The organism is Gilvimarinus sp. DA14 (assembly GCF_024204685.1).
Lineage (GTDB): Bacteria > Pseudomonadota > Gammaproteobacteria > Pseudomonadales > Cellvibrionaceae > Gilvimarinus.
This window is the reverse complement of the sequence record NZ_CP100350.1, coordinates 3,329,559-3,352,524: the sequence shown is the minus strand read 5'-3', so window position 1 is coordinate 3,352,524 and position 22,966 is coordinate 3,329,559. Positions and strand designations below refer to the sequence as shown.

The window sequence follows — 22,966 nt, the reverse complement described above, 5'->3', positions numbered from 1 at the left end:
ATTGTTAAGGCAGCCACCACCATGCCAGCGCCTGCAGCACCAGCCAGGCAAATACGGCGGCAAGTATGTCATCCAGCATAATACCCAGGCCGCCGTGCACTTTGCGGTCAATGGCACCAATAGGCCATGGCTTTAAAATATCGAATACCCGAAACAGTACAAACCCGATCAGCATCCACTGCCATCCTGCTGGGGCCAACATCATGGTGAGCCAGTATCCCACCATTTCATCCCAGACGATGCCGGGATGGTCGTGCACCTGTAACGCCTTCGAGCTGCGGTCGCACCAGAAAACACCTAGCGCAAAAGTCACCAGCAACCAAAGAGCATACAGCGACAGACTGAGATCAGCGATCAGCCAGTAGATGGGAATAGCGGCTAAAGTACCAAAAGTCCCTGGAGCTTTAGGCGCCATGCCTGAGCCAAAACCGAAGGCGAAAAAATGACTGGCCTGGGTATATAACTGCCGAACACTGGGCTTGGGGAGTCTGGCGGCGCGGTTCATGGAGCCTTTATCTCATTAGAAGTGTCGGTAACCCGGCACTTCTACAACATAGGGTTTATCGTCCAGCAGGCAGTGTACACCAGCCCCGGCGACAATCCGACCAACCACACAGGCATTTATATCGCCACGCGCCTGCGCCATGGCGAATTCGGGCATTTGCTCCGGGCTCAGGGTAAACACCAGCTCGTAATCGTCACCGCCGGTGAGAGCAAATTGGCGGGCGCGCTCCAGGCCTGCAGCCAAAGTCGCGTCACTGATAGGGAGCTTATCCACGTCCAACTCGGCGCCCACATCACTGGCCGCGCAGATATGGCCTAAGTCGGCCAATAGACCATCGGATATATCCTGGGCACTGGTGGCGAAGTCGCGTAGCAATACGCCCTCGCGCACACGCGCGGTCGGGCGGTAGAAGCGCTCGAATAAGTAATCGCGCTCGGTGTCGCTCCAGATACCCGTCTCAGAAAAGCTCGCCAAAGCGGCGGCACCATCGCCGAGACAGTGAGTAACCAGTACAAAGTCGCCCACGCAGGCGCCATCGCGCCGCAGAGCCTTACCCGGCGGTACTTGGCCCAGCATCTGAATCGCAATATTGAGTGGCCCGCTTGTGGTGTCCCCCCCAACAAGCACACAAGTATAAGCTTCAGAGGCTTTGCGCAAACCGCGACTAAAACCCGCCACCCAGTCGCGGCGAGTCTCTTCCTGCCACTCGGCTGGCAGCGTTAAAGACAGGGTGTACCAAGCAGGCTCGGCGCCCATAGCAGCCATATCGCTTATATTTACGCGAAGTGAGCGCTCACCTATTAACTCTGGAGCAGCGGTTTCAGGAAAGTGAACGCCAGAGACTAAAGTATCGGCAGCCACCACCAACTGCTGAGAGGCATCGGGCTGGATCAGGGCGGCATCATCACCGATACCCAGCACCACGCCGACGCCATCGGATTTATCCGCGGCGGGGCGAAAGTACTGGTTTATCAGCTCAAACTCACCCAAAGGCACGGTTAGCGCGGACCTTTGTTGGCCTTAACCTCAAGTGCACGCACCTGAGCAGCAGCGCGATCGAGAACGCCATTAACAAACTTGTGGCTATCGGTGGCGCCAAACTTTTTGGCCAGTGCCACAGCTTCGTTGATCACAACCTTGTAAGGCACATCGATACGGAACTTAAGCTCGTAGGCTGCCAGGCGCAACAGCGCCTCGGTAATCGGATCCAGCTCTTCGCCACTGCGCTCTTGCAGGTGAGGCACATACACCTCTTCCACCTGATCCAGCTTGGCCGGAACCTGGTGCAACAGCTCATGAAAATAGGCAATATCGACGTTTTTCATGTCGTAATCGGTGCGAAATGACGCCTCGATCACGTTGACGCTATTGCCCGACATTTTCCACTGATACAGACCTTGCATCGCATAGTGGCGCGCCTTGCGTCGTGCGGAAGGAGAAATACCTGTATCGCTCATTAAATCTTACCCAACAGTGAAACCATTTCCAGCGCGGTAGAGGCGGCCTCGACGCCTTTGTTGCCGGCTTTGGTACCCGAGCGCTCAATGGCCTGCTCGATAGTGTCAACGGTTAACACGCCAAATGTCACCGGAATACCGGCATCCAGAGAAACCTGCGCCAACCCTTTAGTGCATTCGCCCGCTACATAATCAAAGTGCGGTGTACCGCCGCGAATAACCGCTCCCAAAGCGATAATTGCATCGAACTCACCTTTGGCCGCAATTTTTTGCGCGACCAGCGGGAATTCAAAGGCGCCAGGGGCGTAGTAAATGCTCACTTTGTCTTCGCTGATACCGTGGCGACGCAAGGTATCCAGGGCGCCCTCTTTCAGGCTTTCAACCACAAAGCTATTCCAGCGGCTCACGATCAGGGCATATTTGCCACTAGCGGCGGAAAAATCGCCCTCAATAACATGTTTAGTCATAGTTTTGTCTCAATAATCAATTAACTGTTGTCCGGGCCGACATAGTCGACCACTTCCAGGTCAAAGCCGGACAGCGCCGAAAACCGCATAGGCGCCGACATCACCCGCATTTTGCTAACACCTAAATCGCGCAGAATTTGCGAGCCGGTACCCACTTGTTTGTAGACCACATCCGGGCTGCGCCGCTGTTGACGCCCAGAGAGCAGCCAGTCGATGGACTCTTCAACATCCGCGGTGGACTCATCGTGGCAAATCAGCACCAGCACGCCATGCCCCTCTTTTTCGATGCGCTCGAGCGCCTCGGCGTAAGTCCAGGAGCATACGCCGTCCACTGCCGGGCGCTTAATGGCCAGCAGGTCGCGGGCGGTGTCCATTACGTGCACGCGCACCAGAGTTTCATCATCCGGCTTAATTTCGCCCTTCACCAAAGCAAAGTGTAGATCGCCCCGGGCGGTATCTTTGTAGGTATGCAAGGCAAAATTGCCGTACTCGGTTTCTACCTGGCGCTTATTAACGCACTCAACCGTCTGCTCTTTGGTGGCGCGATAGTGAATCAAATCGGCAATCGTGCCAATTTTCAAACCATGGGTTTGTGCAAACTGTTCCAGCTCGGGCCGCCGAGCCATAGAGCCGTCTGGGTTCATCACCTCAACAATGACAGCAGCGGCCTCGAAACCCGCCATGCGAGCCAGGTCGCACCCTGCCTCGGTGTGACCGGCGCGGCTCATTACGCCGCCAGGCTGGGCCACGATAGGAAAAATGTGGCCGGGCTGCACGATATCGGTGGGCTTGGCATTCAGCGCTACGGCCGCCCGCACCGTGCGGGCGCGGTCGGCGGCGGAAATTCCCGTGGTCACCCCCTCAGCCGCCTCGATTGAGGTGGTAAAGTTAGTGGAGTGTTTAGCCTTGTTGTCCTGCACCATCAGCGGCAGCCCCAGCTGCTCGCAGCGCTCGGGGGTGATGGTAAGACAAATCAAACCGCGTGCATGACTGGCCATAAAGTTGATATCTTCGGCTCGGACCTGCTCAGCTACCATAATCAGGTCGCCTTCGTTTTCGCGATTTTCATCGTCCATCAGGATAATCATCTTGCCCTGACGCAAGTCGTCGATAAGTTCTTCAACGGTATTAAATTGCATTGCAGTGCTCACGCTAGTTGAGTGTCGAGGTGGCGCCAGATGTGGCGCTACCTAAAGCCGTTTTCGGCCAGAAATTCTTCGGTCAATCCAGAGCCCTGGGGCTGCTCGGCCCCCTGTAGCAAGCGCTCCAGATAACGCGCCAGCACATCCACCTCCAAATTGACCGCGCTGCCCGCCCGATAACTACCCATAATAGTTTCGGCGAGCGTGTGAGGCACAATATTGAGTTCAAACTCGGCGCCTTCAACCCGGTTAACGGTTAGACTGGTGCCATCCACAGTAATTGAACCCTTGTGCGCGATATAACGGGCGAGATCGTCCGGCGCACGCAGGCGAAAGCGCTCGGAGCGAGCATCCCGGTGGCGGCTTATCACCTCACCCAGACCATCAACATGCCCACTGACGATATGTCCACCGAGACGGGTAGTAGGCAGCAGTGCCTTTTCCAGGTTTACCGCCTGCCCGGGGCGCCATTGGCCAATCGTCGTCAGCGACAAGCTCTCACGCGACACGTCGGCGCGAAAACCGTCGCCGGGTAAGTCCACCACCGTGAGACAAACGCCATTGGTGGCGATGGAATCGCCGAGTGCAACGTCGGTCAAGTCCAACTTGCCGGTGCGAATCCGCAAGCTTAAATCGCCGCTTTTTGGCGTGGCCTCAACCACCTCGCCCACTGCTTCTATAATGCCGGTAAACACATTCCACCCTTTACTGGTTAAGAGTCAAAATCGGGCACGGCGGTAATGCGCCAGTCCTGCCCTATCGCGCGCATATCGGTAATTTTGAGCGGTAACTGACCGGCCATTGCGTCAATGGGTAGCTCAAACAAGCCACGGGCACGATTGCCCAGAAGTTTGGGCGCCATATAAATTACCAGCTCATCCAGCATGCCCATACGCAAAAAGCTGCCCGCCACTTTAGCACCGGCTTCCACCATCACCCGGTTACAGCCGCGTTTGGCCAACTCGCGCAGCACCGCGTAGGGGTTTACGCCGCCTTCGCGCTCGGCTAATACCATATGCTCTACATGCTCAGGCCAGCCTGTGGTATCAACCTCGGTGGTGTGCAACAACAGTATGGGCGATTCGATCTGCACCAGAGCACAATCGGGCGTGAGCCTGCCTTTAGAATCCAATACCACCCGCAAAGGCTGGCGAATCTCGCCGTCTGCCGGTGCTTCGGGCCAATCTTCAGCGCGCACCGTAAGGCTGGCATTATCCATCAGCACGGTATCCACACCCGACACTATGGCGCAGCTGGCCGCGCGCATGCGCTGTACATCTTCGCGGGCGCGGCGCGCGGTTACCCAGTGGCTCTCTCCGCTGGCCATAGCGGTGCGGCCGTCGAGGCTCATCGCGAGCTTGCAGCTCACCAGCGGCAAGCCACGGGTCATGCGCTTTACAAAACCTTTATTGAGGGCCAGCGCCTCATCTTCCAGCACCGGACCAAGCACTTCTATGCCGGCCTCGCGCAATATTTCGAACCCTCTTCCGGCCACCTGAGGATTGGGATCTTCCATGGCGTAGATAACCCGGGCAATATCCGCCGAGACTAGAGCCTCGGCGCAGGGGCCAGTGCGACCGGTATGGCTGCAGGGCTCGAGAGTGACATAACAATCAGCTCCCTCGCAGGCGGCACGCACAGCTTTCGGATCATCTGGGTTACCACCACTATTAACAGTGGCATCGCGCAGGGCGTTGATCTCAGCATGATGATCACCGGCCACCCGGTGCCAGCCGCGGCCAACCACTTCACCATCGCGCACCAACAAACAGCCGACAGCGGGGTTCGGGGTGGTGGTTTGCAGGCCGCGCCGCGCCAAGCTGAGCGCCTCGGCCATATAGACACTGTGATGTTGTGTTACAGACATTAAACCGGGTCGCGCTCCTGTCCTTCCAGGCGATCAATTTCCTGGCGGAATTCATGTAAATCTTTAAAACTGCGATACACCGAGGCAAAGCGAACATAGGCCACCTCGTCCAATTCACGCAGCTCGTCCATCACCTTCTCACCCAGCCTGCGTGAACGTACCTCGCGCTCACCGGTGGCCTGCAAAAAATGCTTGATGTTGGCAATGGCCGTTTCGATAGACTCCACCGAGACCGGCCGCTTTTCCAAGGCGCGCTGCAAGCCGGCGCGCAGCTTGTTTTCATCGAAGGGCTCGCGTGTGCCGTCTTGCTTGATAATACGCGGCATCACCAGCTCGGCTATTTCATAGGTAGTAAAACGCTCGTGACAGGAAAGGCACTCGCGCCGGCGCCGCACCTGATCCCCCTCGGCCACCAGCCGGGAGTCGATCACCTTGGTTTCTTCGGCGCTACAGAAAGGACAGTGCATGGGTTTTGCCTCTGCTCGGCGCAAATGCGCTGCTTTACTAGCGAAAAATTGCGCGCATAGTAGCATAAAGCGCCGTTAAAAACGTAACGGCACGCGCAGCGTTCAGCGTTCAGCGTTCAGCGTTCAGCGTTCAGCGTTCAGCGAAAGTTTAGCGCTTGCGGTAATCCGCCGACAGGGCGTGCGCTTCCAGATCTTCGCTGCGCGCCAAGGTGGCTGCGGTGTGAGCCAGGGTCGAGGCGCCTTCGGGCGAGGCGAAGATAATCGAGCTGCGCTTTTGAAAGTCGTAAACACCTAAGGGCGAGCTGAATCGCGCCGTACCCGAGGTAGGCAACACATGATTGGGGCCGGCGCAATAATCGCCCAGAGCTTCGGGCGTGTGGCGCCCCATAAAGATGGCGCCTGCATGGCGAATGCTTGGCAACAGCGCCTCGGGGTCTGCGACCGAAACCTCCAAATGCTCGGGCGCAATTCTGTTGGACAGGGCAATAGCCTCGTCCATATTGGCCACTTTAATTAGCGCGCCGCGATTGGCGAGCGACTGGCGGATGATCGGCTCGCGGGACATAGTCGGCAGCAAGCGCGCCATGGAGGCTTCAACCTTATCCAGAAAATCACCGTCCGGGCTGACCAAGATTGATTGCGCCTGCTCGTCATGCTCGGCCTGACTGAACAAATCCATGGCAATCCAGTCTGGATCTGTCTGGCCGTCGCACAACACTAAAATTTCCGAGGGCCCGGCGATCATATCAATCGCTACCTGGCCGAAAACCGCACGCTTAGCCGTGGCAACAAAGATATTGCCGGGGCCGACGATTTTATCCACCCGGGCGACAGTTTCGGTACCATAAGCCAGAGCGGCCACGGCCTGGGCTCCGCCGACGGTAATCACCCGATCAACACCGGCGATAGCGGCGGCGGCTAACACGGTTTGGTTTAACTCGCCATCGGGAGCAGGCACCACCATGGTCAGCTCATCGACTCCGGCGACCTTGGCGGGAATAGCGTTCATTAACACCGACGACGGATAAGACGCCTTGCCCCCCGGCACATACAAACCCACCCGCTCCATCGGGCTGATTTTTTGCCCCAGCACCGTGCCGTCGGCTTCGGTGTAACGCCAAGATTCCTGACGCTGATGTTCGTGATAGGCCCGCACACGTCGCGCGGCCTCTTCCAGCGCCTCGCGCTGAGCCGGGTCAATGGCCTGCAAAGCCTGCTGCAGAGCCTCCGGGGGCACGACCAACTCAGCAAACGATTGCACCTCGCGACGATCAAAACGATTGGTGTACTCCACTACGGCGGCATCGCCGCGCTCTTTTACCTGATGCAGAATATCCGCCACCGCTTCGGCCACTTTATGATCCGATACGGAGTCCCAGGCCAGCAACGCATCCAGCTTCGTAGTAAAGTCGGCATCCTGGTTGTTCAAACGGGCAATCAGTGCTTCAGTCATGGAATCAAATCTACAGTGCAATAAATGTGTCGTCGTTTACGCGTCCGCGAGAGCGCCAGAAATACCATCGATAATGGCCTGGATACCCACGTGCTTCATTTTCATTGAGGCCTTGTTGACGATCAGGCGCGAGCTGATGTCCGCGATATGCTCGCGCGCTTCCAGGCCGTTGGCCTTTAGCGTATTGCCGGTATCGACAATATCCACGATCTCATCGGCCAGATTCATAATCGGTGCCAGCTCCATACCGCCATAAAGCTTAATAATATCCACCTGGCGCCCCTGAGTCGCGTAATACTGCTTAGCGATATTGACGTACTTGGTGGCGACGCGCAGGCGACCTGGCTTGGCCGGCGCATCTTTAATGGCGGCAGTCATCAAGCGACACTTGGCAATGTGTAGATCCAGCGGCTCGTAAAGACCGTCGGCGCCGTTTTCCATCAGGGTATCCTTGCCCGAAATGCCCATGTCTGCAGCGCCGAATTGCACGTAGGTTGGCACATCGGCGCCGCGCAATACCAACAACTGCACGTCTGGTTTATTGGTGGCAAATACCAGCTTGCGGCTTTTATCGATATCCTCTTCCGGATGAATATCCGCCGCCGCCAACAGTGGCAGGGTTTCTTTGAGAATGCGCCCTTTGGTCAGCGCGATGGTAATCATTTCACTCATGCGTGGTTGCTCTGGCCTGTAGCTTAGCTGGGCACTCGGCGAATACTCGCCCCCAGCATTTGCAGTTTTTCTTCAATACATTCGTAGCCGCGATCAATATGGTAAATACGATCTACCAAGGTGGTGCCGTCGGCCACCATACCGGCGATAACCAAACTCGCCGAGGCGCGCAAGTCCGTCGCCATAACCGGGGCGCCCTTTAACGACTCGACGCCTTCTATAAGCGCGGTATTGCCCTGCAGGGTGATCTTGGCACCCATGCGGTTCAGCTCGTGCACCTGAATCAAACGGTTTTCAAAAATGGTTTCGGTCACCGAGCTGGCACCTTCAGCCACTGCATTCATGGCAGTAAATTGCGCTTGCATATCCGTCGGAAAGGCCGGGTAAGGGGCCGTTTTCAGGCTGACTGCTCGCGGGCGGTTACCCTTCATATCCAGACTTATCCAGTCGGGGCCCGTAGCGATATGAGCACCAGCTTCCTCAAGCTTTAACAGAACCCCCTCAAGAATGTCTTCGCGGGTGTCTTTAACTCGAATACTGCCACGCGTGGTGGCAGCTGCCACCAGATAGGTACCTGTCTCGATGCGGTCCGGCATAATGTTATAACGGCAACCGGACAGACTCTCGACACCGTCGATGGTCAACGTGGCTGTGCCTATGCCTTCAATGTTGGCGCCCATGGCAACCAGACAATTTGCCAGGTCAACCACTTCGGGCTCGCGTGCGGCATTTTCCAGCACAGTGCGCCCTTCGGCCAGTACCGCTGCCATCAGCAGGTTCTCAGTCCCGCCCACTGTGACGGTATCCATAAAAATATGCGCGCCTTTCAAGCGGCCGTTACTGCGCGCGCGAATATAACCCTCATCCACCTCTATGGTGGCACCCATGGCTTCCAGGCCGCGCAGGTGAATATCCACCGGACGCGAGCCAATGGCGCAACCGCCGGGGAAAGACACATTGGCCACCCCGTGGCGACTGAGCATAGGGCCCAACACCAAAATGGAGGCGCGCATGGTTTTTACCAGCTCGTAGGGAGCGGTAAAATCGTCGATGGCATTGGCGTCAATCTCGACCGACATACGTTCGTCAATCATCACCCCCACGCCCATACAGCGTAACAACGCTAACATGGTAGTGATATCGTTCAGGTGTGGCAGGTTAGAGATATGAATCGGGCTATCGGCCAACAGAGTCGCCGCCAAAATGGGCAACGCCGAGTTTTTTGAACCGGAAATACGGATCTCGCCCTTGAGCGGACCGGCCCGGTTGATCATCAGTTTATCCATGGGTTACCTGTACTATTGCGCCGCTTGTTCCGGAGTCAGGGTTTGCATATGTACGGCATGAATCTCACCAGTGGCGATTTTGTCATTCAGTACGGCATACACCATTTGCTGTTTTTTGACCGGGCTAACACCGGCAAACGCGGGGCTAACGACACGCACATGGACGTGATTGCCCTCAATTTGCACTTGAGCTTGACTATCGGCAATAGCGCTTTCAATCAGCGCCTGAATTTGTTCGGCTTGCATAGGGTCCCTATTGGGCTTAACCGCGTCGCATTAATAACGCAGATGGATGGATCTCAGGGCGGGAATGTTACCGGATTGCGCCGCCGCGCGCACCCATTGGCGCACACGCCGGCGGATATAAAGCAGGATTGACGCTTAAGAGTTGCCGGAGCTGCTCCAGTTGGCGGTGATCTTATCTACATCGCCATTATACTTGCTGGCCAACTGTTCAAACTGACTGCTGAAAGAGCTGCCCAAATTAGCCCCGTTCAGAACTAGGTTAATTAACTTCCACTGGCCTTCGCGATTCTTACCCATGGTATAAGACAACTTATGAGTCGCCCCCTGGTATTTAACCTGCTGCTCTACCGTCACCCGGCGCTTGTCGCCCACATCGGCGCCGCGCTGCAACTGGATATCGCTGTCCACGTAGGTCGCGATACCTTTGGCATAGGTTCCCACCAAGTCTTTCTTGAAGGTTTCGGCAAACGCCTCGCGCTGCTGCTGCGAAGCTTTTTCGTAGTAATCCCCCATAACCACCCGGGCGATGTAATCAAAAGCAACCACCGGCTCCAGTGTGTCCAGCACTTTGCTATCGAAAGCCTGTTTGTCACCATCCTTGTTAAAGTCACGCGCTGCACCAACCAGCTTATTGGTCACATCGTCCACGATCTCGTAGGGATCGGCCGCATGCGCGAACTGCGCTGCAAACATCAGCCCTAAAGCCAACCAAAAACGCTGGGCAAACACCATCAGGCCCATCTTTTTCATGTCACTGTCCTTTCTTAAATTACACATAATACGGGCCCGAATAGCCCCTGGGAATTGCTGCGTGAGACGTAAAACTATACCATTTCACACCGCGTCGGCCTACACCGGCGTGCACCACTGACCGGACCTACTCCACACCCTGAGAATGATTTTATGAGCACCCTTTGGCTTCCTGTACTGTTTGTCATCATCGGCTTTGTCGGCCTCATTTGGAGCGCCGATCGCTTTGTCGGTGGCAGTGCAGCTCTGGCCCGCACCTTTGGCATTTCCAAACTGATTATCGGCCTGACGATTGTTGCCTTTGGCACCTCGGCACCCGAAGTCATCGTGTCCATCAATGCCGGCCTACGCCATGCCGGCGACCTGGCAGTAGGAAATGCACTGGGCTCTAACCTCGCCAACATCGGCCTGGTACTTGGGGTTACCGCCCTGATTGCGGCCCTGCCAATTCAAAATCATTTACTCAAAATCGAGCTTCCGGTGCTGCTATTGGTCACCGCCCTGGCCGGATGGTTCCTGTTTGATGCGCAATTGACCCGCACCGAGGGTTTAATTTTGTTATTTGCCCTGCCCTGTGCGATGTATTTAATTATCTGGAGCAAACGCCACCACCCGGAAGAAGTGGACGAGGAAATCCCACAAATGACCCGCGGCCGCGCGCTGCTGTGGTTTGCCATCGGCTTGGTACTGCTGATTATCAGCGCCGACTTACTCGTGCGCGGGGCCAGCGAGCTGGCGCTCGCCTTCGGCGTAAGCCCACTGATTATTGGGCTTACGGTCGTAGCCGTAGGCACCAGCCTGCCAGAGCTTGCCGCCTCAGTAGCCAGCGCCCTCAAAGGCCATCACGATATCGCCATCGGCAATGTCATCGGCTCCAACTTGTTCAATATTCTCGCCGTGATGGCAATTCCGGAGATCATTGCTCCGCTCACTATGGAAGCCAGCGTTTTTGGTCGCGACTATGCCGCTATGGCCGGCTTGACTGCATTGCTCGCGCTGGCGCTGTATATAAGCGCCTACATTTACCGCGGCCGCGGTGGCGCCCGCCTGGGCAAATTTATGGGTCTAGCACTACTGGCACTCTATGCCGGTTACTATGTGCTGCTCTTGGCGTGATTGTCGTATAATTCCGGGCCACGTAATACAGGATAGCTATGAGCCAATTTGATTACGCCGCCTCTGCTCGGCGCACCATCGCCCTGGAAGCCGACGCCGTGGCCGCCTTGGCCAACAGCGTCAATGGCGACCTGAGCCGCGCCTGTGATTTGATGCTGCAATGCGAGGGACGGGTCATTGTCTCGGGCATGGGTAAGTCGGGCCATATGGGCAAAAAAATCGCCGCCACCCTGGCAAGCACCGGCACGCCGGCGTTTTTTATGCACCCGGGCGAAGCCAGCCACGGCGACCTGGGCATGGTGACGGCCAAAGATGTCCTGATTGCCATTTCCTATTCGGGCAACTCTGCCGAACTGCTGACGCTACTGCCCCTGTTTAAACGCCTGGGCATTCCCTTGATCAGTATGACCGGCGACGCCGACTCAGTGCTCGCGAAAGCCGCTGAGGTGCATCTATCTATCGCGGTGGAGCGCGAGGCCTGCCCGCTAGCACTGGCCCCCACTTCCAGCGCCACCGTCACCACAGTACTGGGAGACGCTCTGGCCATTGCCCTGCTTGAGGCACGTGGCTTTACCGCCGAGGACTTTGCCTTTTCGCATCCCGGCGGAGCACTCGGGCGCAAACTGCTGTTGCGTGTGAGCGACATCATGCACGAAGGTGACCAGCTTCCGCGCGTCGCCCCCGACGACACATTACCGCAAGGCTTACTGGAAATGAGCCGCAAAGGCCTGGGCATGACGACAGTGCAGGATCAAGGCAAGCTGGTGGGGGTATTTACTGACGGCGACCTGCGTCGCTGTATCGATCGCAATATCGACCTCAAGCACGCTCACATGGCAGAGGTTATGACCCATGCACCGCAAACCATTAACGAGGAAACTCTGGCCGCCGAGGCCATTAAAATCATGGAAGAGCGAAAAATCACTTCGCTGATTGTCGCGGCGCACGATCAAACCGCCATCGGCGTTGTCCATTTACACGACCTGCTGCGCGCCGGCGTTTTATAACTGAATTTAGCGACTCTATGACTGAACAAACCCTGGCGCTGGCCAAGCGCATCAAATTACTGATTCTGGATGTGGACGGCGTGCTCACCGACGGCCGCCTTTACTTCGACAATCAAGGGAACGAAATGAAAACGTTCAACACCCAGGACGGCCAAGGCATTAAATCGCTGATGGCCACCGGGGTGCAGGTGGCCATTATTACTGGACGCAGCAGCGAAGTGGTCGCCCGCCGCGCCCGCGAACTGGGTATCGACCTGCTCATTCAGGGCCGCGAAGACAAATGGGCTGCACTACAGGAAGTATTTAGCGAACTAAACCTGAAAACCGAAGAAATTGCCCACATGGGCGACGACTGGCCCGACCTTTCCATCATGACCCGCGTTGGATTAGCGCTTACCGTGCCCAATGCCCATGCCAGTGTCTCCGAATACGCCCATTGGATTAGCCACCGCGCTGGCGGCGAAGGCGCCGTGCGCGATGCCTGCGATTTAATTTTGCAAGCGCAAGGCAATTTTGAACAGGCCATAGCGCGCCACACCGGAGGCTAAAGATGCGCCAGCGCCAGCCCAAAACCTGGTTTGTCCCCATCGCCCTATGCGCCCTATTAGTGTTTGTCGCACTGCAGTTTTCCCCCCGCGACATCAACCTCGGCGAGACGGATACCCGAGCAGGCGTCAGCATTGCCCCCGAAACCTACATCATCGGCATGAGCGATCGCGCCTACGACACCGCCGGTACTTTAAAGCACACGCTGCATGCCGAACGAGTCGATTATTATCAGGCGGAAGGACAAAACCGCGGCGATATCATCGCCCCGCAGTTAGAGTTCTACAGCGAAGGTAAAGCTCCTTGGTACTTAAGCGCAGCACGCGGCACCGCGGACAATCAACACCAGACGTTAATGCTGGAACAGGAGGTTACGGCCCACAGCGATCACCCGAAGTTCGGCCGCGTCACCATCAGCACCGATGACTTACTGATCGACACACAACGCCAATACGCCCACACAAGCAAACCTGTTACTATGCTCAGCGCTCGCGGCAAGACTACTGCCACAGGGCTGAATGCCGACCTGGATGAAGGCCAAATAGAATTGTTAGCCGAGGTAAAAAGCCTTTATGATCCCCTTTAAATCGCAATTTTCGGTTATCACCGCCGCATTTCTTGCGACCCTGCTTTTTACCCTCAAAGCCCAGGCTTTGCCGGACGACCGCGAGCAACCGTTCCAGCTGCAGGCCGACACCCAAACCTTCGACCAGAAAAATGGGCGCATCACATACAGTGGCAATGCCCTGTTACAACAGGGGTCACTATTGATAAAAGCAGACACCATTACGGTGGAGTTTACCCCCGACAACAGCGTTAAGGTCGTCACCGCCAAGGGCAAACCTGCTCACTTCCAACAAAAGCCCAGCGCCGAACGCGGCATAGTCAGTGCCGAAGCCAACGAAATTGTCTATGACAGCGCCAACAACACCGTTTCTATGACCGAAGCTGCCAAGCTCGAGCAGGACGGGGCGATTATGCGCGGACACAGCATTCACTACGATCTGACCCAAGAGCTGGTTAACGCCCAGAGCGATGCCGAGGGCCAGGACCGTATTCAAATGACCATTCCACCGGCGGCAATCGAGCAGTAAGCATGGCAACACTGAAAGCCCAAAACCTGGCTAAAAGCTACAAAGGCCGCCAGGTTGTTATCGATGTTTCCCTCAGCGTCTCCAGCGGCGAAATCGTCGGCCTACTGGGCCCAAACGGCGCCGGTAAAACCACCTGCTTTTACATGATTGCAGGTCTGGTTAAAGCCGATCGCGGCAGTGTCAGCCTGAACGAACAAGACCTCACCTCACTGCCGATTCACGGGCGTGCCCGCGCCGGTATTGGTTATCTGCCGCAAGAGGCCTCGGTGTTTCGCAAGCTTTCGGTGGCCGATAACATTCTCGCCATTTTGCAAACTCGCAAAGATCTCAGTGCCGAGCAGCGCAAGGATGAGCTGGAATCTCTGATGCACGAGTTTCACATCACTCACATTCGCGACAGCCTGGGCATGGCTCTGTCTGGCGGCGAGCGGCGCCGCGTTGAGATCGCCCGCGCCCTGGCCACCAACCCCGCGTTTATTTTGCTAGATGAACCCTTCGCCGGGGTCGACCCCATTTCGGTGAGCGACATTCAGCAGATTGTGCGCCACCTGAAAGACCGGGATATCGGCATTTTGATCACCGATCACAATGTGCGCGAGACGCTGGGCATCTGCGAAAAAGCCTATATTGTGTCCGAGGGACATATCATCGCCGAAGGCAACTCAGAGGACATCCTCAGTAATGCGAAGGTACGCAAAGTGTATCTGGGCGAAAACTTCATGCTCTAAGCGCCCACATCGCCTCAGCCCATCTTGACTTTTAAATTTTTTTGCGCCTCAGGCATAAACATTGCTTAAACGTGTTGCCTGCGAGCAGTAGGCTGACTACACTCTGCGATTAATGCCCGAAAGAAACATCAAAAATTATGAAGCAATCGCTACAGCTTAAGCTGGGCCAACAGCTCACTATGACACCTCAACTGCAGCAGGCCATTCGCCTGCTGCAGTTGTCTACTCTGGATTTACAACAGGAAATCCAAGAGGCGCTAGACTCCAACCCTATGCTGGAAATGGAGGAAAACCTCGACAGCGAACAGAGCGATAAAAACTCTGAAGCTAACGACACCCATGAGACCGCTGAGGCGCGCGAAACGGCTAACGCCACTTCCGAGACACCAACTAACAGCAGTGACAACGATGGCGACCCCCAGGCCGACAGCGAGTGGAGTGAGGCCATCCCCCAAGACCTACCCGTCGACACCAGCTGGGATGACGTCTACGAAAGCTCTGGCCCCGCGCTGCCGGCCAGTAATTACGAAGGCGATGACAGCGATTTTGAAAGCCGCCGTGGCAGCACCGAATCTCTGTACGATCACTTGATGTGGCAGCTCAATCTCACGCCCCTGTCCGAGCGCGACGAGCTGATCGCCATGGCAATCATCGACGCCGTCGAGCCCAGTGGACTACTTAGCACCACCCTAGAAGAGATATACGAAGGCCTCAGCGAAAACCTCGAAGAGCTTGAGCTAGACGAAGTTCAGGCGGTTAAACGCCGCCTGCAACAGTTTGATCCCTCGGGGGTGTGCAGTGAAAACCTGACCGACTGTCTGCTGGTGCAACTGTCCCAGTTCGATAAATCCACTCCATTTCTCGACGCCGCAAAGCTGATCGTACAGCAGTACCTACCTCTACTTGGCAGCCGCGATTACCGCCAATTGATGCGTAAAACCCGTCTCAAAGAGCCGGAACTTGCCCAGGCGGTGGCGCTGATAAAGAGCCTCAATCCGCACCCGGGTGACATTATCGACACCCGCGAAACCGAATACGTGGTGCCGGATGTGTTTGTCGAGAAGCGCGAGGGGCGCTGGACAGTGGAGCTAAATCCGGACATCGCGCCACGCCTGCGCATTAACACGGGCTATGCATCACTGGTAAAACGCGCCGACTCCAGCCGCGAAAACACCTTTTTAAAGAACAATTTACAAGAGGCGCGCTGGTTTTTGAAAAGCCTGCAAAGCCGAAATGAAACCCTGTTAAAAGTGGCCACCTGCATCGTAGAAAAACAACGCGGTTTTCTCGACTATGGCGCCGAGGCCATGAAGCCTCTGGTGTTGCACGATATCGCCGAGCTGGTAGAAATGCACGAATCGACCATCTCGCGGGTGACGACGCAAAAGTATATGCACACCCCACAGGGTATTTTCGAGCTGAAGTACTTTTTCTCGTCCCACGTCAGTACCGATTCAGGGGGTGAATGTTCCTCGACCGCAATTAGAGCTATCATTAAAAAGCTGATTGCCGCCGAAAACCCGAAAAAGCCCCTCAGCGACAGCAAGATCACGCAAATGCTGGCCGAGCAAGGCATTCAGGTTGCCAGGCGCACCATCGCCAAATACCGGGAATCTCTCAATATTCCGCCGTCCAACGAGCGTAAAAGCCTGGTGTAACATTTCCGGGGCGGCGCAAACTGCCGCCCCAGACAACAGAGGACTCTAGTATGCAAGTGAACATCAGTGGTCATCATTTGGAAATTACCGATGCCATCAATAACTATGTACACACCAAGCTGGAGCGTTTGACCCACCACAGCGAATTTATTACCAGCATCAACGTCATTCTCGAAGTCGAAAAAAACACCCAAAAAGCCGAAGCTATTATTCACGTCAATGGCAAAGATATTTTTGCCGACGCTGACTCCGAGGATCTTTACGCCGCCATCGACGCCCTAACCGACAAGCTTGATCGCCAGTTGATTAAGCACAAAGAAAAGCTGAAAAGCCACCGCTGATATCATGCAAATAGATCAAATACTCTCCCCCCAGCGTACCCTATGTCGCATCGAAGGCGTGAGTAAGAAGCGCGCCCTGGAAATTCTCGCCAACACCATTGCCGAGCAGGTGCCGGGAATGGATGCCGATGATATTTTCAGGCGGCTTATCGCACGGGAAAAGTTAGGCTCCACCGGCATCGGCCATGGCATCGCCATTCCCCACTGCCGTATTCCCGGCTGCGACTCCACCCTCGGGGCACTCATCACCCTTGAAGAGCCCATCGACTTCGACGCTATCGACGGCGAAGCGGTGGATGTCGTATTTGCCATGCTTGTTCCGGCCGAAGCCGAAGATGACCATTTAAAAACCCTGGCAGCGCTTGCCTCAGCATTAAATGAAGCGCCCTACCGTGACGCCTTGCGCCGGGCCGAGTCGCCAGAGCAGCTGTATCAAGCCGCAATAGATCAGCCGGATTAAATACCATGCATTTAGTGATTGTCAGCGGGCTATCGGGCTCGGGTAAAAGTACAGCCCTGAATGCGCTGGAAGATGCGGGCTACAACTGTATCGACAACCTACCGGTCAGCTTACTGCCGGCGCTGGTGGCGCAAATCCAGGTTCACAAAGACGCTGAAAATCAGAACTTTGCCATCGGCATAGACATTCGCGACGCCTGGCAAGACTTGGGTATTTTTCCGCAGATGGTGCATACCCTGAAAGACGCCCATTTGCCATTCACTGTGGTGTTTCTGGATGCCGAAACCAAGAAAATTGTGCAGCGCTTCAGTGAAACCAGGCGCAAGCATCCCCTGAGCGATAAGCATCGCCACCTGAATGAGGCGATTAACACCGAGCACCAGCTGCTCGGCCCCATGCGCGATACCGCCGATATCGTCATTAACACCACCGATTTAAATCTGCATCAGCTGCGCGATTTAATTAAAACCCGAGTGGCTGAGCCTGCCAGTGAAGGCATGGCGATACTGTTTGAATCTTTCGGTTTCAAGCATGGCCCGCCGAACAACGCCGACCTGGTGTTCGACGCCCGCTGCCTGCCCAACCCACACTGGGATCCAAACCTGCGCCGACAAACCGGTAAAGACGCCGACGTTATTTCGTTTCTAGACAAGGAACCGCTGGTGCAGCAGATGTATCAAGACATCAGCCATTTTTTGGATCGTTGGTGGGAACACTACCAAGCCAACAACCGCAGCTACATCACCATCGCAATCGGTTGTACTGGCGGCCAGCACCGCTCGGTGTATTTGTGTGAAAAACTACAACAGCATTTTAGCCGCAGCCTGGAGAACGTTCAGGTTCGCCATCGCGAGCTGAATGACAATTTGCACGAGTCCCATTAATGCCACAACGCACTGTCACCATCGTCAATCGCAAAGGCCTTCACGCCCGCTCCGCGGCCAAGCTGGTGGCACTGGGCAAAGAGCTACCCTGCAAGGTGGAGATACATCACTGCGATAAAAGAGCCGATTGCACCAGCATGATGGCCCTGATGATGCTGGCTGCGGGCCTGGGAACAGAAATTTGTGTGCACGCTGAGGGTGAACGCGCCGAAGACGCCCTCAACGCTGTATGCCAACTGATTGAAGCGGGCTTTGACGAGCTCAACGAAGAGTAAACGCTGTGAACGATACAATAGATTACGACGAAGAATTTGACGAAGGCCCCAGTAAAAGCCAGCGCAAAAGAGAAATGCACGCCCTGCAAGAGTTGGGACAACAGCTCACCGAATTAAGCGACACTCAGCTGGCCAGTATCGAGCTGCCAGAGGAAGTACACGCCGCCATCGTCGAGATGCATCGAATTCGTCAGCGCGAAGCGCGCCGTCGGCATTTGCAGTTTATCGGCAAAATGATGCGCAAGGTCGATGGCGATGAGGTCAAAGCTCGTCTGGAGGCGATCAAAGCCCAGGGCTCTTTGAGCGTGCAACGTCAGCATTTAATTGAGCAGTGGCGCGATCGCATGCTCTCGGGCGACAAACAGGCAGTGTCAGATTTTATCGAAGCCTATCCCAACGTCGATATTCAGCACCTGCGTCAGTTGGTGCGCCAGGCGCAAAAAGAAAAATCGCAGAATAAACCGCCCGCCCATGCGCGCAAATTGTTTCGCTGCCTACGCGACACTCTGGCCGAGGCCGATTGATTCAAAAAAATAAGGCGCCGCTATCACTCGGCGCCAAGATCTTCGGCAACGCCTTCAAACTCAGATACCGGGTCGTCCCAACTGCCGCTAATTTTGTAGCTGACGCTGGTTACCTTATTCATCTGGTCTTCAAATAATTTACTGAGCACAAACACCCCGGCAGCTGCCGGCAGGCCCGCTGCCAAAGCGGCAATCACGGTTAAATTCCCCCCCATGGGGATGGTCGCCACCAGCCGGGTATCCAAGGTTTGCTCGACCAAATCCACCGCCCCCAAAAGCTGCATCCGCCCCGACGGGCTCTGCATCTGCACAGGCTCGGTTATATTCAAGGTGCCACTGGCAAAGGTTAAGCCACCGTTGATATGGTCGAAGGTCAATCCGCTTTTATAAAGATCGGAAAAATCCAAGCGCACCCGGCGTGCCAGAGAATCAAAATTAAACAGCCCCATCAAACGCAGCAAGCCCTCGCTGGCACCGGCATTGGTGCGAATAAAACGCCCCTGTTCGATATTGGCCTGCACCTGGCCGACCAGCTTTGCCAGGGCAAAATCCTGCGGCGCTCCCGGCCAACCCAAATCCAGACCATAGCGCGCCGACTCACTTTCAATACTGGCGGGCGCACCCCAAGCGCTTAACACCTGCCCCATATCTGTGGCGCTCAGCAGGGCCTGTAACTCAGTTTGCACGCCCTCTTCGTTCAACAATACAGACACTTGCGCACCACTGCTCGGCGCTACGCCAGCCACACCCAAACCCCGTATATCGCCTTGCACATCGACAAAGTTCAGCCGTCCCGGCTCTGGGCGAAAAGCGAACTGCCACTGACCATAGGGCTTATCATCTACACTTACCGCCGCCACAGATACATCGACTGCAGGCCAGGTTTGCAACTGCTGCCACACCTTTGCCACCGGGCCATTGTCATTTTCACCCTGCTGTTGCTCGGAGTCATTCGCAGCGGGTTCCAATAAACTTGCGGGTAAATTCAAACTGACTAAGTCCAGCTGCAAAGGCTCTCCGGCAGCCATGGGCCAGAACAACTCACCGCTTGCCAATGGATGCTCCAACCCCAGCAGCCAGGCTTCAGGCAGCTGCTTGAAACTCAGCGCCAGGTCCTGCAATTTCAGCCCGGCTATGCTGTGCTGCTTGAGTAGAATTTCGGCTTCAATGGGTATACCAAGGGTCGCACCGGCATTAGCGAAGTCTGCATCCGAGCCTTGGCCGCGCATTGTTTTAACTTTGTCCCAGGTGCTCAACCAAGCCTGCGGGTCAATCGAGTTTAGCTCGCCGGTAATACGCAGTGCGGGTTCGGCGGCAAGCTCGGGCTCTCCGCCCAAACTGATAGCACCGCCCATTAGTTTTTTACCGTCCTGTGTCAAGTGCAACATGGCCCGCAAACGATCCAGATAGTGCACATCCGCCAGCGCCGTCTGGGCGCCGAGAATATAATTTAACGTCAGCAGTCCCGATTCCCCTTTCGGTTTGCCGAGAGGCGCAGGTAGATCAATAGCCGCACTGTGCAAATCCGCCTCGACCGACACCGCAGCTACCCGCGCATCATCACTGGCGTCTGGCTCGCGCGAGTAGTTGTGATTTAGCTCAATGTGTACATCCAAGGGTAACTGGCCGCGGACAAAATTCAGCATTGGCTGACCGCTCCAATCAGCCAGCTGGACAGCGCTGGCGGCAGCTTTAACATCAATAGTGGTGAGAGCTGTAGCATGCTCATCGCGCACAGTGCCAATATCAATATGAGTGGGTGAGCCAAACAGCTGAGCGGTCAGATCCTCGGAGTCCAGCCCTGTTGCAGAATCGTAGGAAATTCTGCCGCTCAAGTCGGACAGCTCGAGATTGAAATTATCCAGCGCAAACATGGAAGCATCCACATCCATGGTCAGCTTTTGATAGGCGCCTTGCGCGCCCGACTGTAGCGGAATTCCCAGATCCACCGCGGCGAGCAAATCGCCGTGCAGATACCAGCTGTCCATCTGGCTGCCGACATAGCGACGCAGAACACTCTGGCGCAAAATCCGCAGGCCATCGCTGGCAATACCGTCGACCTTGCCGGTCAGCTGAAGCCACTTGCCATCATCATGCGGGTTATCACTGAGAGTGATATGCGTATCGACAATGGCACTGTTATAAATCTCGCCAACATTAATACGACCGTGCAAATCACCGTCATCCACCACTAAGCGGCCACTGACATCCTGCACCGGCGGCCAATCCGGGTGATAGAGAAACGACGCCTTCTGCAGCTGTAAATCCAACCCCACGCTGTAGGCTTGCGGGCCTTTTTCATTCAAGGTGCCGCGATAAATAAAAGCGCCTCGCTCGGCAACTCCTGGATTATTGCGACCAATGCCGCGCTGCAAATAATCGGTGAGCGACTGCGGCACCACCTCGGGTAAATACTTGCGGTACTGCTCAGCCAATACGTCGGTGGCCGTCAGAGCGATGGTTAAATCAATGGGGCCAGTGTTCCGCTTAATAGGTAGTGACAGATGAAACACGCCCCGCGCCCGCTCGGCGCCATCACTTAACTCAAGCGGGCCAGAGTAGACATCAATATCATTTTCCTCTGGCAGCACTCGCCAAGCTACCGTACCGCCGGCGGAGTCAAACGCCAAAGGCTCTGCGTAAACCTTGTCGAACGCCATCGAAAAGCCGTGCGGCGCATTGAGCTGGATCTGACCATGGGATAAATTTGATTGCAGGTAACCACCCACTCCACTAAAAGCGGGCACGCCTCGCCAGCTTTCTACCGCAACATCCTGTAGCTGTGCGGCAATATTCATTTGCGTCCAGTCCTTTGGCGGCAAGGTCAGTTGCAGCGAGCGCAATTGACCTCGCGGCTTGAGATCCTGTAACAATTGAGTAAGCAGTTCGCTATGGGAAAATGCTCCGCTTGCCTGCAGCTGACGACTGAGCCAGGTTAAATCCAACTGCTCCATGCGCGCCAGCAAAGGCGCCTGTGCCGACGCCTGGCCAAGGGATATATTCAATCCGCTCTGGGACACGCCTCCAGCGGCGAGAAACAGTGACTTGAACCCCAATTGCCATTCACCCTGCCGATAGTGTCCCGCCAAATCTGTCTGCAAATGATCGACACTCAGGTTTACTGAGTTGGTCTCAAGCCCGGCATCGGCAAGCCGTAAATCCCCCTGTAAACGCAAAGGCTCGCGGTCTTTATCCCGCCGTAGCCAGATGGTGGCATCGAGGCGGCCAGAAATGTCCACGGCGGAATTTTGTAGCCACTGCTCTGGCAAAGTGGACGCCACTCGTGCGAGGGGAAAGTCACGCAGCTGCAAATAACCTTGTAATTCACTGCGCTGCCTACGCGGATCGCCGTCCGCTTCCATTACTAAATAAAACGCGTGTGGGTTTTCTGGCAACCCCAGCTGTAACAGCAAACGGTGGAAGCTGCCACGATTTTCCAATAACAGGTTGGGAGACTTCAGATTGATACTTTCGCCGGAGTGAAACTGGACATCCACCTGCGTCTGTTCAATGCCGATGCGGCGCGAGGCCAGCAGAATATCGAAGAGCTTGTCTTGCAACTCGGCCGACATGGGCTTGCCACCCTCGCGGCTGCCGCGCAGTCGCCAGCGGCCAGCATCATCCTGTTGCAAAGTGATGGCGCCACCGCGCAACGTCACACTGCTCCAAACGGGGGCCCACTGCCAGAGTGAAGAGACTAAATCCAGCCGCAATTGCGCCTCGTCCATGGCCAGCAACACATGATTATCGGCGCCGCCGAATATGCGAATCTCATCGGCCTCCAGCAACGGCTGCAAACCGGACCAATGGGCATTTAGCGCACCCAACTCAATCCGGGTGCCCGTTTGCTGCGATAAAACAGCGGCCAGCTCTTCGCGGTAATCGCTTACCAGATAGGTCAGGCTGCGCCCCAGCTGCACCACAATCGCAAGCGCGATTAGCGTGAACGCCACAGTGAGGTAAAAAATTCGCAATGTCAGACGCACAAACCGTCTCATACCACTGTCATACCATCATCTGA

Annotated in this window: 26 protein-coding genes; 12 read left to right on the top strand and 14 right to left on the bottom strand. The window is 55.8% G+C overall.

Going from position 1 to position 22,966, the window contains the following annotated elements; translation table 11 throughout:
- Positions 1-4 precede the first annotated feature (4 nt).
- From NHM04_RS14685 to NHM04_RS14625, 13 genes are all read right to left on the bottom strand, one after another.
- Positions 5-505: a phosphatidylglycerophosphatase A gene (locus NHM04_RS14685; protein WP_254264506.1), complete on the bottom strand. Its 501-nt coding sequence runs from the start codon at positions 503-505 to the stop codon at positions 5-7.
- A gap of 15 nt (positions 506-520) precedes the next feature.
- On the bottom strand, positions 521-1,501 hold the full coding sequence (gene thiL, locus NHM04_RS14680) for a thiamine-phosphate kinase (protein WP_254264505.1): 981 nt from the start codon (positions 1,499-1,501) through the stop codon (positions 521-523).
- A 2-nt stretch (positions 1,502-1,503) separates the two neighbouring features.
- Positions 1,504-1,962, bottom strand: coding sequence for a transcription antitermination factor NusB (gene nusB, locus NHM04_RS14675; RefSeq protein ID WP_254264504.1), 459 nt, complete (start codon positions 1,960-1,962; stop codon positions 1,504-1,506).
- Positions 1,962-2,429 (bottom strand): 6,7-dimethyl-8-ribityllumazine synthase, encoded by a 468-nt coding sequence (gene ribE / locus NHM04_RS14670; RefSeq protein WP_254264503.1) that lies wholly within the window; start codon positions 2,427-2,429, stop codon positions 1,962-1,964. The genes nusB and ribE overlap by 1 nt, the downstream gene beginning before the upstream one ends.
- 20 nt (positions 2,430-2,449) lie before the next feature.
- A complete protein-coding gene (gene ribBA, locus NHM04_RS14665) occupies positions 2,450-3,568 on the bottom strand; it encodes a bifunctional 3,4-dihydroxy-2-butanone-4-phosphate synthase/GTP cyclohydrolase II (protein ID WP_254264502.1) in 1,119 nt (372 codons plus the stop codon).
- A gap of 47 nt (positions 3,569-3,615) precedes the next feature.
- Positions 3,616-4,266, bottom strand: a complete 651-nt coding sequence (locus NHM04_RS14660) for a riboflavin synthase (protein WP_254264501.1) — start codon at positions 4,264-4,266, stop codon at positions 3,616-3,618.
- A 17-nt stretch (positions 4,267-4,283) separates the two neighbouring features.
- Positions 4,284-5,438: a bifunctional diaminohydroxyphosphoribosylaminopyrimidine deaminase/5-amino-6-(5-phosphoribosylamino)uracil reductase RibD gene (ribD, locus tag NHM04_RS14655; protein WP_254264500.1), complete on the bottom strand. Its 1,155-nt coding sequence runs from the start codon at positions 5,436-5,438 to the stop codon at positions 4,284-4,286.
- Positions 5,438-5,905, bottom strand: coding sequence for a transcriptional regulator NrdR (gene nrdR, locus NHM04_RS14650; RefSeq protein WP_254264499.1), 468 nt, complete (start codon positions 5,903-5,905; stop codon positions 5,438-5,440). Before nrdR ends, ribD begins: the two co-directional genes overlap by 1 nt.
- A gap of 148 nt (positions 5,906-6,053) precedes the next feature.
- Positions 6,054-7,358, bottom strand: a complete 1,305-nt coding sequence (gene hisD / locus NHM04_RS14645) for a histidinol dehydrogenase (RefSeq protein ID WP_254264498.1) — start codon at positions 7,356-7,358, stop codon at positions 6,054-6,056.
- Positions 7,359-7,394: 36 nt separating this feature from the next.
- Complete coding sequence (gene hisG, locus NHM04_RS14640) at positions 7,395-8,021, bottom strand: ATP phosphoribosyltransferase (protein WP_305881972.1); 627 nt, start codon at positions 8,019-8,021, stop codon at positions 7,395-7,397.
- Positions 8,022-8,053: 32 nt separating this feature from the next.
- On the bottom strand, positions 8,054-9,316 hold the full coding sequence (murA, locus tag NHM04_RS14635) for a UDP-N-acetylglucosamine 1-carboxyvinyltransferase (protein ID WP_254264496.1): 1,263 nt from the start codon (positions 9,314-9,316) through the stop codon (positions 8,054-8,056).
- A gap of 12 nt (positions 9,317-9,328) precedes the next feature.
- Positions 9,329-9,562, bottom strand: coding sequence for a BolA family protein (locus NHM04_RS14630; RefSeq protein WP_254264495.1), 234 nt, complete (start codon positions 9,560-9,562; stop codon positions 9,329-9,331).
- A 135-nt stretch (positions 9,563-9,697) separates the two neighbouring features.
- Entirely contained in the window at positions 9,698-10,312 is a 615-nt protein-coding gene (locus tag NHM04_RS14625) for a phospholipid-binding protein MlaC (RefSeq protein WP_254264494.1), read from the bottom strand.
- A gap of 153 nt (positions 10,313-10,465) precedes the next feature.
- On the opposite strand from NHM04_RS14625, the gene NHM04_RS14620 reads away from it, so the two are divergent.
- The 12 genes from NHM04_RS14620 to yjgA all read left to right on the top strand — a co-directional run bounded on the left by NHM04_RS14620 (position 10,466) and on the right by yjgA (position 18,945).
- Positions 10,466-11,428, top strand: a complete 963-nt coding sequence (locus NHM04_RS14620; RefSeq protein ID WP_254264493.1) for a calcium/sodium antiporter — start codon at positions 10,466-10,468, stop codon at positions 11,426-11,428.
- 38 nt (positions 11,429-11,466) lie between these two features.
- Positions 11,467-12,435, top strand: a complete 969-nt coding sequence (locus NHM04_RS14615; RefSeq protein WP_305881951.1) for a KpsF/GutQ family sugar-phosphate isomerase — start codon at positions 11,467-11,469, stop codon at positions 12,433-12,435.
- Positions 12,432-12,983 (top strand): 3-deoxy-manno-octulosonate-8-phosphatase KdsC, encoded by a 552-nt coding sequence (kdsC, locus tag NHM04_RS14610; protein WP_256527350.1) that lies wholly within the window; start codon positions 12,432-12,434, stop codon positions 12,981-12,983. Before NHM04_RS14615 ends, kdsC begins: the two co-directional genes overlap by 4 nt.
- A 2-nt stretch (positions 12,984-12,985) precedes the next feature.
- On the top strand, positions 12,986-13,567 hold the full coding sequence (gene lptC, locus NHM04_RS14605) for an LPS export ABC transporter periplasmic protein LptC (RefSeq protein WP_254264491.1): 582 nt from the start codon (positions 12,986-12,988) through the stop codon (positions 13,565-13,567).
- On the top strand, positions 13,554-14,075 hold the full coding sequence (gene lptA, locus NHM04_RS14600) for a lipopolysaccharide transport periplasmic protein LptA (RefSeq protein ID WP_254264490.1): 522 nt from the start codon (positions 13,554-13,556) through the stop codon (positions 14,073-14,075). Before lptC ends, lptA begins: the two co-directional genes overlap by 14 nt.
- A gap of 2 nt (positions 14,076-14,077) precedes the next feature.
- Positions 14,078-14,803: an LPS export ABC transporter ATP-binding protein gene (gene lptB / locus NHM04_RS14595; RefSeq protein ID WP_254264489.1), complete on the top strand. Its 726-nt coding sequence runs from the start codon at positions 14,078-14,080 to the stop codon at positions 14,801-14,803.
- Positions 14,804-14,940: 137 nt separating this feature from the next.
- Positions 14,941-16,461, top strand: a complete 1,521-nt coding sequence (locus tag NHM04_RS14590; protein ID WP_254264488.1) for an RNA polymerase factor sigma-54 — start codon at positions 14,941-14,943, stop codon at positions 16,459-16,461.
- A gap of 50 nt (positions 16,462-16,511) precedes the next feature.
- Positions 16,512-16,802: a ribosome hibernation-promoting factor, HPF/YfiA family gene (gene hpf / locus NHM04_RS14585; RefSeq protein ID WP_254264487.1), complete on the top strand. Its 291-nt coding sequence runs from the start codon at positions 16,512-16,514 to the stop codon at positions 16,800-16,802.
- A gap of 1 nt (position 16,803) precedes the next feature.
- Positions 16,804-17,262, top strand: a complete 459-nt coding sequence (gene ptsN / locus NHM04_RS14580; RefSeq protein ID WP_305881971.1) for a PTS IIA-like nitrogen regulatory protein PtsN — start codon at positions 16,804-16,806, stop codon at positions 17,260-17,262.
- Between the two features lie 5 nt (positions 17,263-17,267).
- Positions 17,268-18,146: an RNase adapter RapZ gene (rapZ, locus tag NHM04_RS14575; RefSeq protein WP_254264485.1), complete on the top strand. Its 879-nt coding sequence runs from the start codon at positions 17,268-17,270 to the stop codon at positions 18,144-18,146.
- Positions 18,146-18,421 (top strand): HPr family phosphocarrier protein, encoded by a 276-nt coding sequence (locus tag NHM04_RS14570; protein ID WP_254264484.1) that lies wholly within the window; start codon positions 18,146-18,148, stop codon positions 18,419-18,421. The genes rapZ and NHM04_RS14570 overlap by 1 nt, the downstream gene beginning before the upstream one ends.
- Before the next feature lie 5 nt (positions 18,422-18,426).
- Positions 18,427-18,945, top strand: coding sequence for a ribosome biogenesis factor YjgA (gene yjgA, locus NHM04_RS14565; protein ID WP_254264483.1), 519 nt, complete (start codon positions 18,427-18,429; stop codon positions 18,943-18,945).
- A 23-nt stretch (positions 18,946-18,968) separates the two neighbouring features.
- On the opposite strand, the gene NHM04_RS14560 is transcribed toward yjgA, so the two are convergent.
- Positions 18,969-22,943 (bottom strand): YhdP family protein, encoded by a 3,975-nt coding sequence (locus NHM04_RS14560; protein WP_254264482.1) that lies wholly within the window; start codon positions 22,941-22,943, stop codon positions 18,969-18,971.
- Positions 22,944-22,966: the final 23 nt, after the last annotated feature.

Coding starts and splice junctions, on each gene's coding strand:
- NHM04_RS14685 (WP_254264506.1), bottom strand. CDS start 505: ATGAACCGCGCCGCCAGACTCCCCAAGCCCAGTGTTCGGCAGTTATAT.
- nusB (WP_254264504.1), bottom strand. CDS start 1,962: ATGAGCGATACAGGTATTTCTCCTTCCGCACGACGCAAGGCGCGCCAC.
- ribE (WP_254264503.1), bottom strand. CDS start 2,429: ATGACTAAACATGTTATTGAGGGCGATTTTTCCGCCGCTAGTGGCAAA.
- ribBA (WP_254264502.1), bottom strand. CDS start 3,568: ATGCAATTTAATACCGTTGAAGAACTTATCGACGACTTGCGTCAGGGC.
- ribD (WP_254264500.1), bottom strand. CDS start 5,438: ATGTCTGTAACACAACATCACAGTGTCTATATGGCCGAGGCGCTCAGC.
- nrdR (WP_254264499.1), bottom strand. CDS start 5,905: ATGCACTGTCCTTTCTGTAGCGCCGAAGAAACCAAGGTGATCGACTCC.
- hisD (WP_254264498.1), bottom strand. CDS start 7,358: ATGACTGAAGCACTGATTGCCCGTTTGAACAACCAGGATGCCGACTTT.
- hisG (WP_305881972.1), bottom strand. CDS start 8,021: ATGATTACCATCGCGCTGACCAAAGGGCGCATTCTCAAAGAAACCCTG.
- murA (WP_254264496.1), bottom strand. CDS start 9,316: ATGGATAAACTGATGATCAACCGGGCCGGTCCGCTCAAGGGCGAGATC.
- NHM04_RS14630 (WP_254264495.1), bottom strand. CDS start 9,562: ATGCAAGCCGAACAAATTCAGGCGCTGATTGAAAGCGCTATTGCCGAT.
- NHM04_RS14625 (WP_254264494.1), bottom strand. CDS start 10,312: ATGAAAAAGATGGGCCTGATGGTGTTTGCCCAGCGTTTTTGGTTGGCT.
- NHM04_RS14620 (WP_254264493.1), top strand. CDS start 10,466: ATGAGCACCCTTTGGCTTCCTGTACTGTTTGTCATCATCGGCTTTGTC.
- NHM04_RS14615 (WP_305881951.1), top strand. CDS start 11,467: ATGAGCCAATTTGATTACGCCGCCTCTGCTCGGCGCACCATCGCCCTG.
- lptC (WP_254264491.1), top strand. CDS start 12,986: ATGCGCCAGCGCCAGCCCAAAACCTGGTTTGTCCCCATCGCCCTATGC.
- lptA (WP_254264490.1), top strand. CDS start 13,554: ATGATCCCCTTTAAATCGCAATTTTCGGTTATCACCGCCGCATTTCTT.
- lptB (WP_254264489.1), top strand. CDS start 14,078: ATGGCAACACTGAAAGCCCAAAACCTGGCTAAAAGCTACAAAGGCCGC.
- NHM04_RS14590 (WP_254264488.1), top strand. CDS start 14,941: ATGAAGCAATCGCTACAGCTTAAGCTGGGCCAACAGCTCACTATGACA.
- hpf (WP_254264487.1), top strand. CDS start 16,512: ATGCAAGTGAACATCAGTGGTCATCATTTGGAAATTACCGATGCCATC.
- rapZ (WP_254264485.1), top strand. CDS start 17,268: ATGCATTTAGTGATTGTCAGCGGGCTATCGGGCTCGGGTAAAAGTACA.
- NHM04_RS14570 (WP_254264484.1), top strand. CDS start 18,146: ATGCCACAACGCACTGTCACCATCGTCAATCGCAAAGGCCTTCACGCC.
- NHM04_RS14560 (WP_254264482.1), bottom strand. CDS start 22,943: ATGAGACGGTTTGTGCGTCTGACATTGCGAATTTTTTACCTCACTGTG.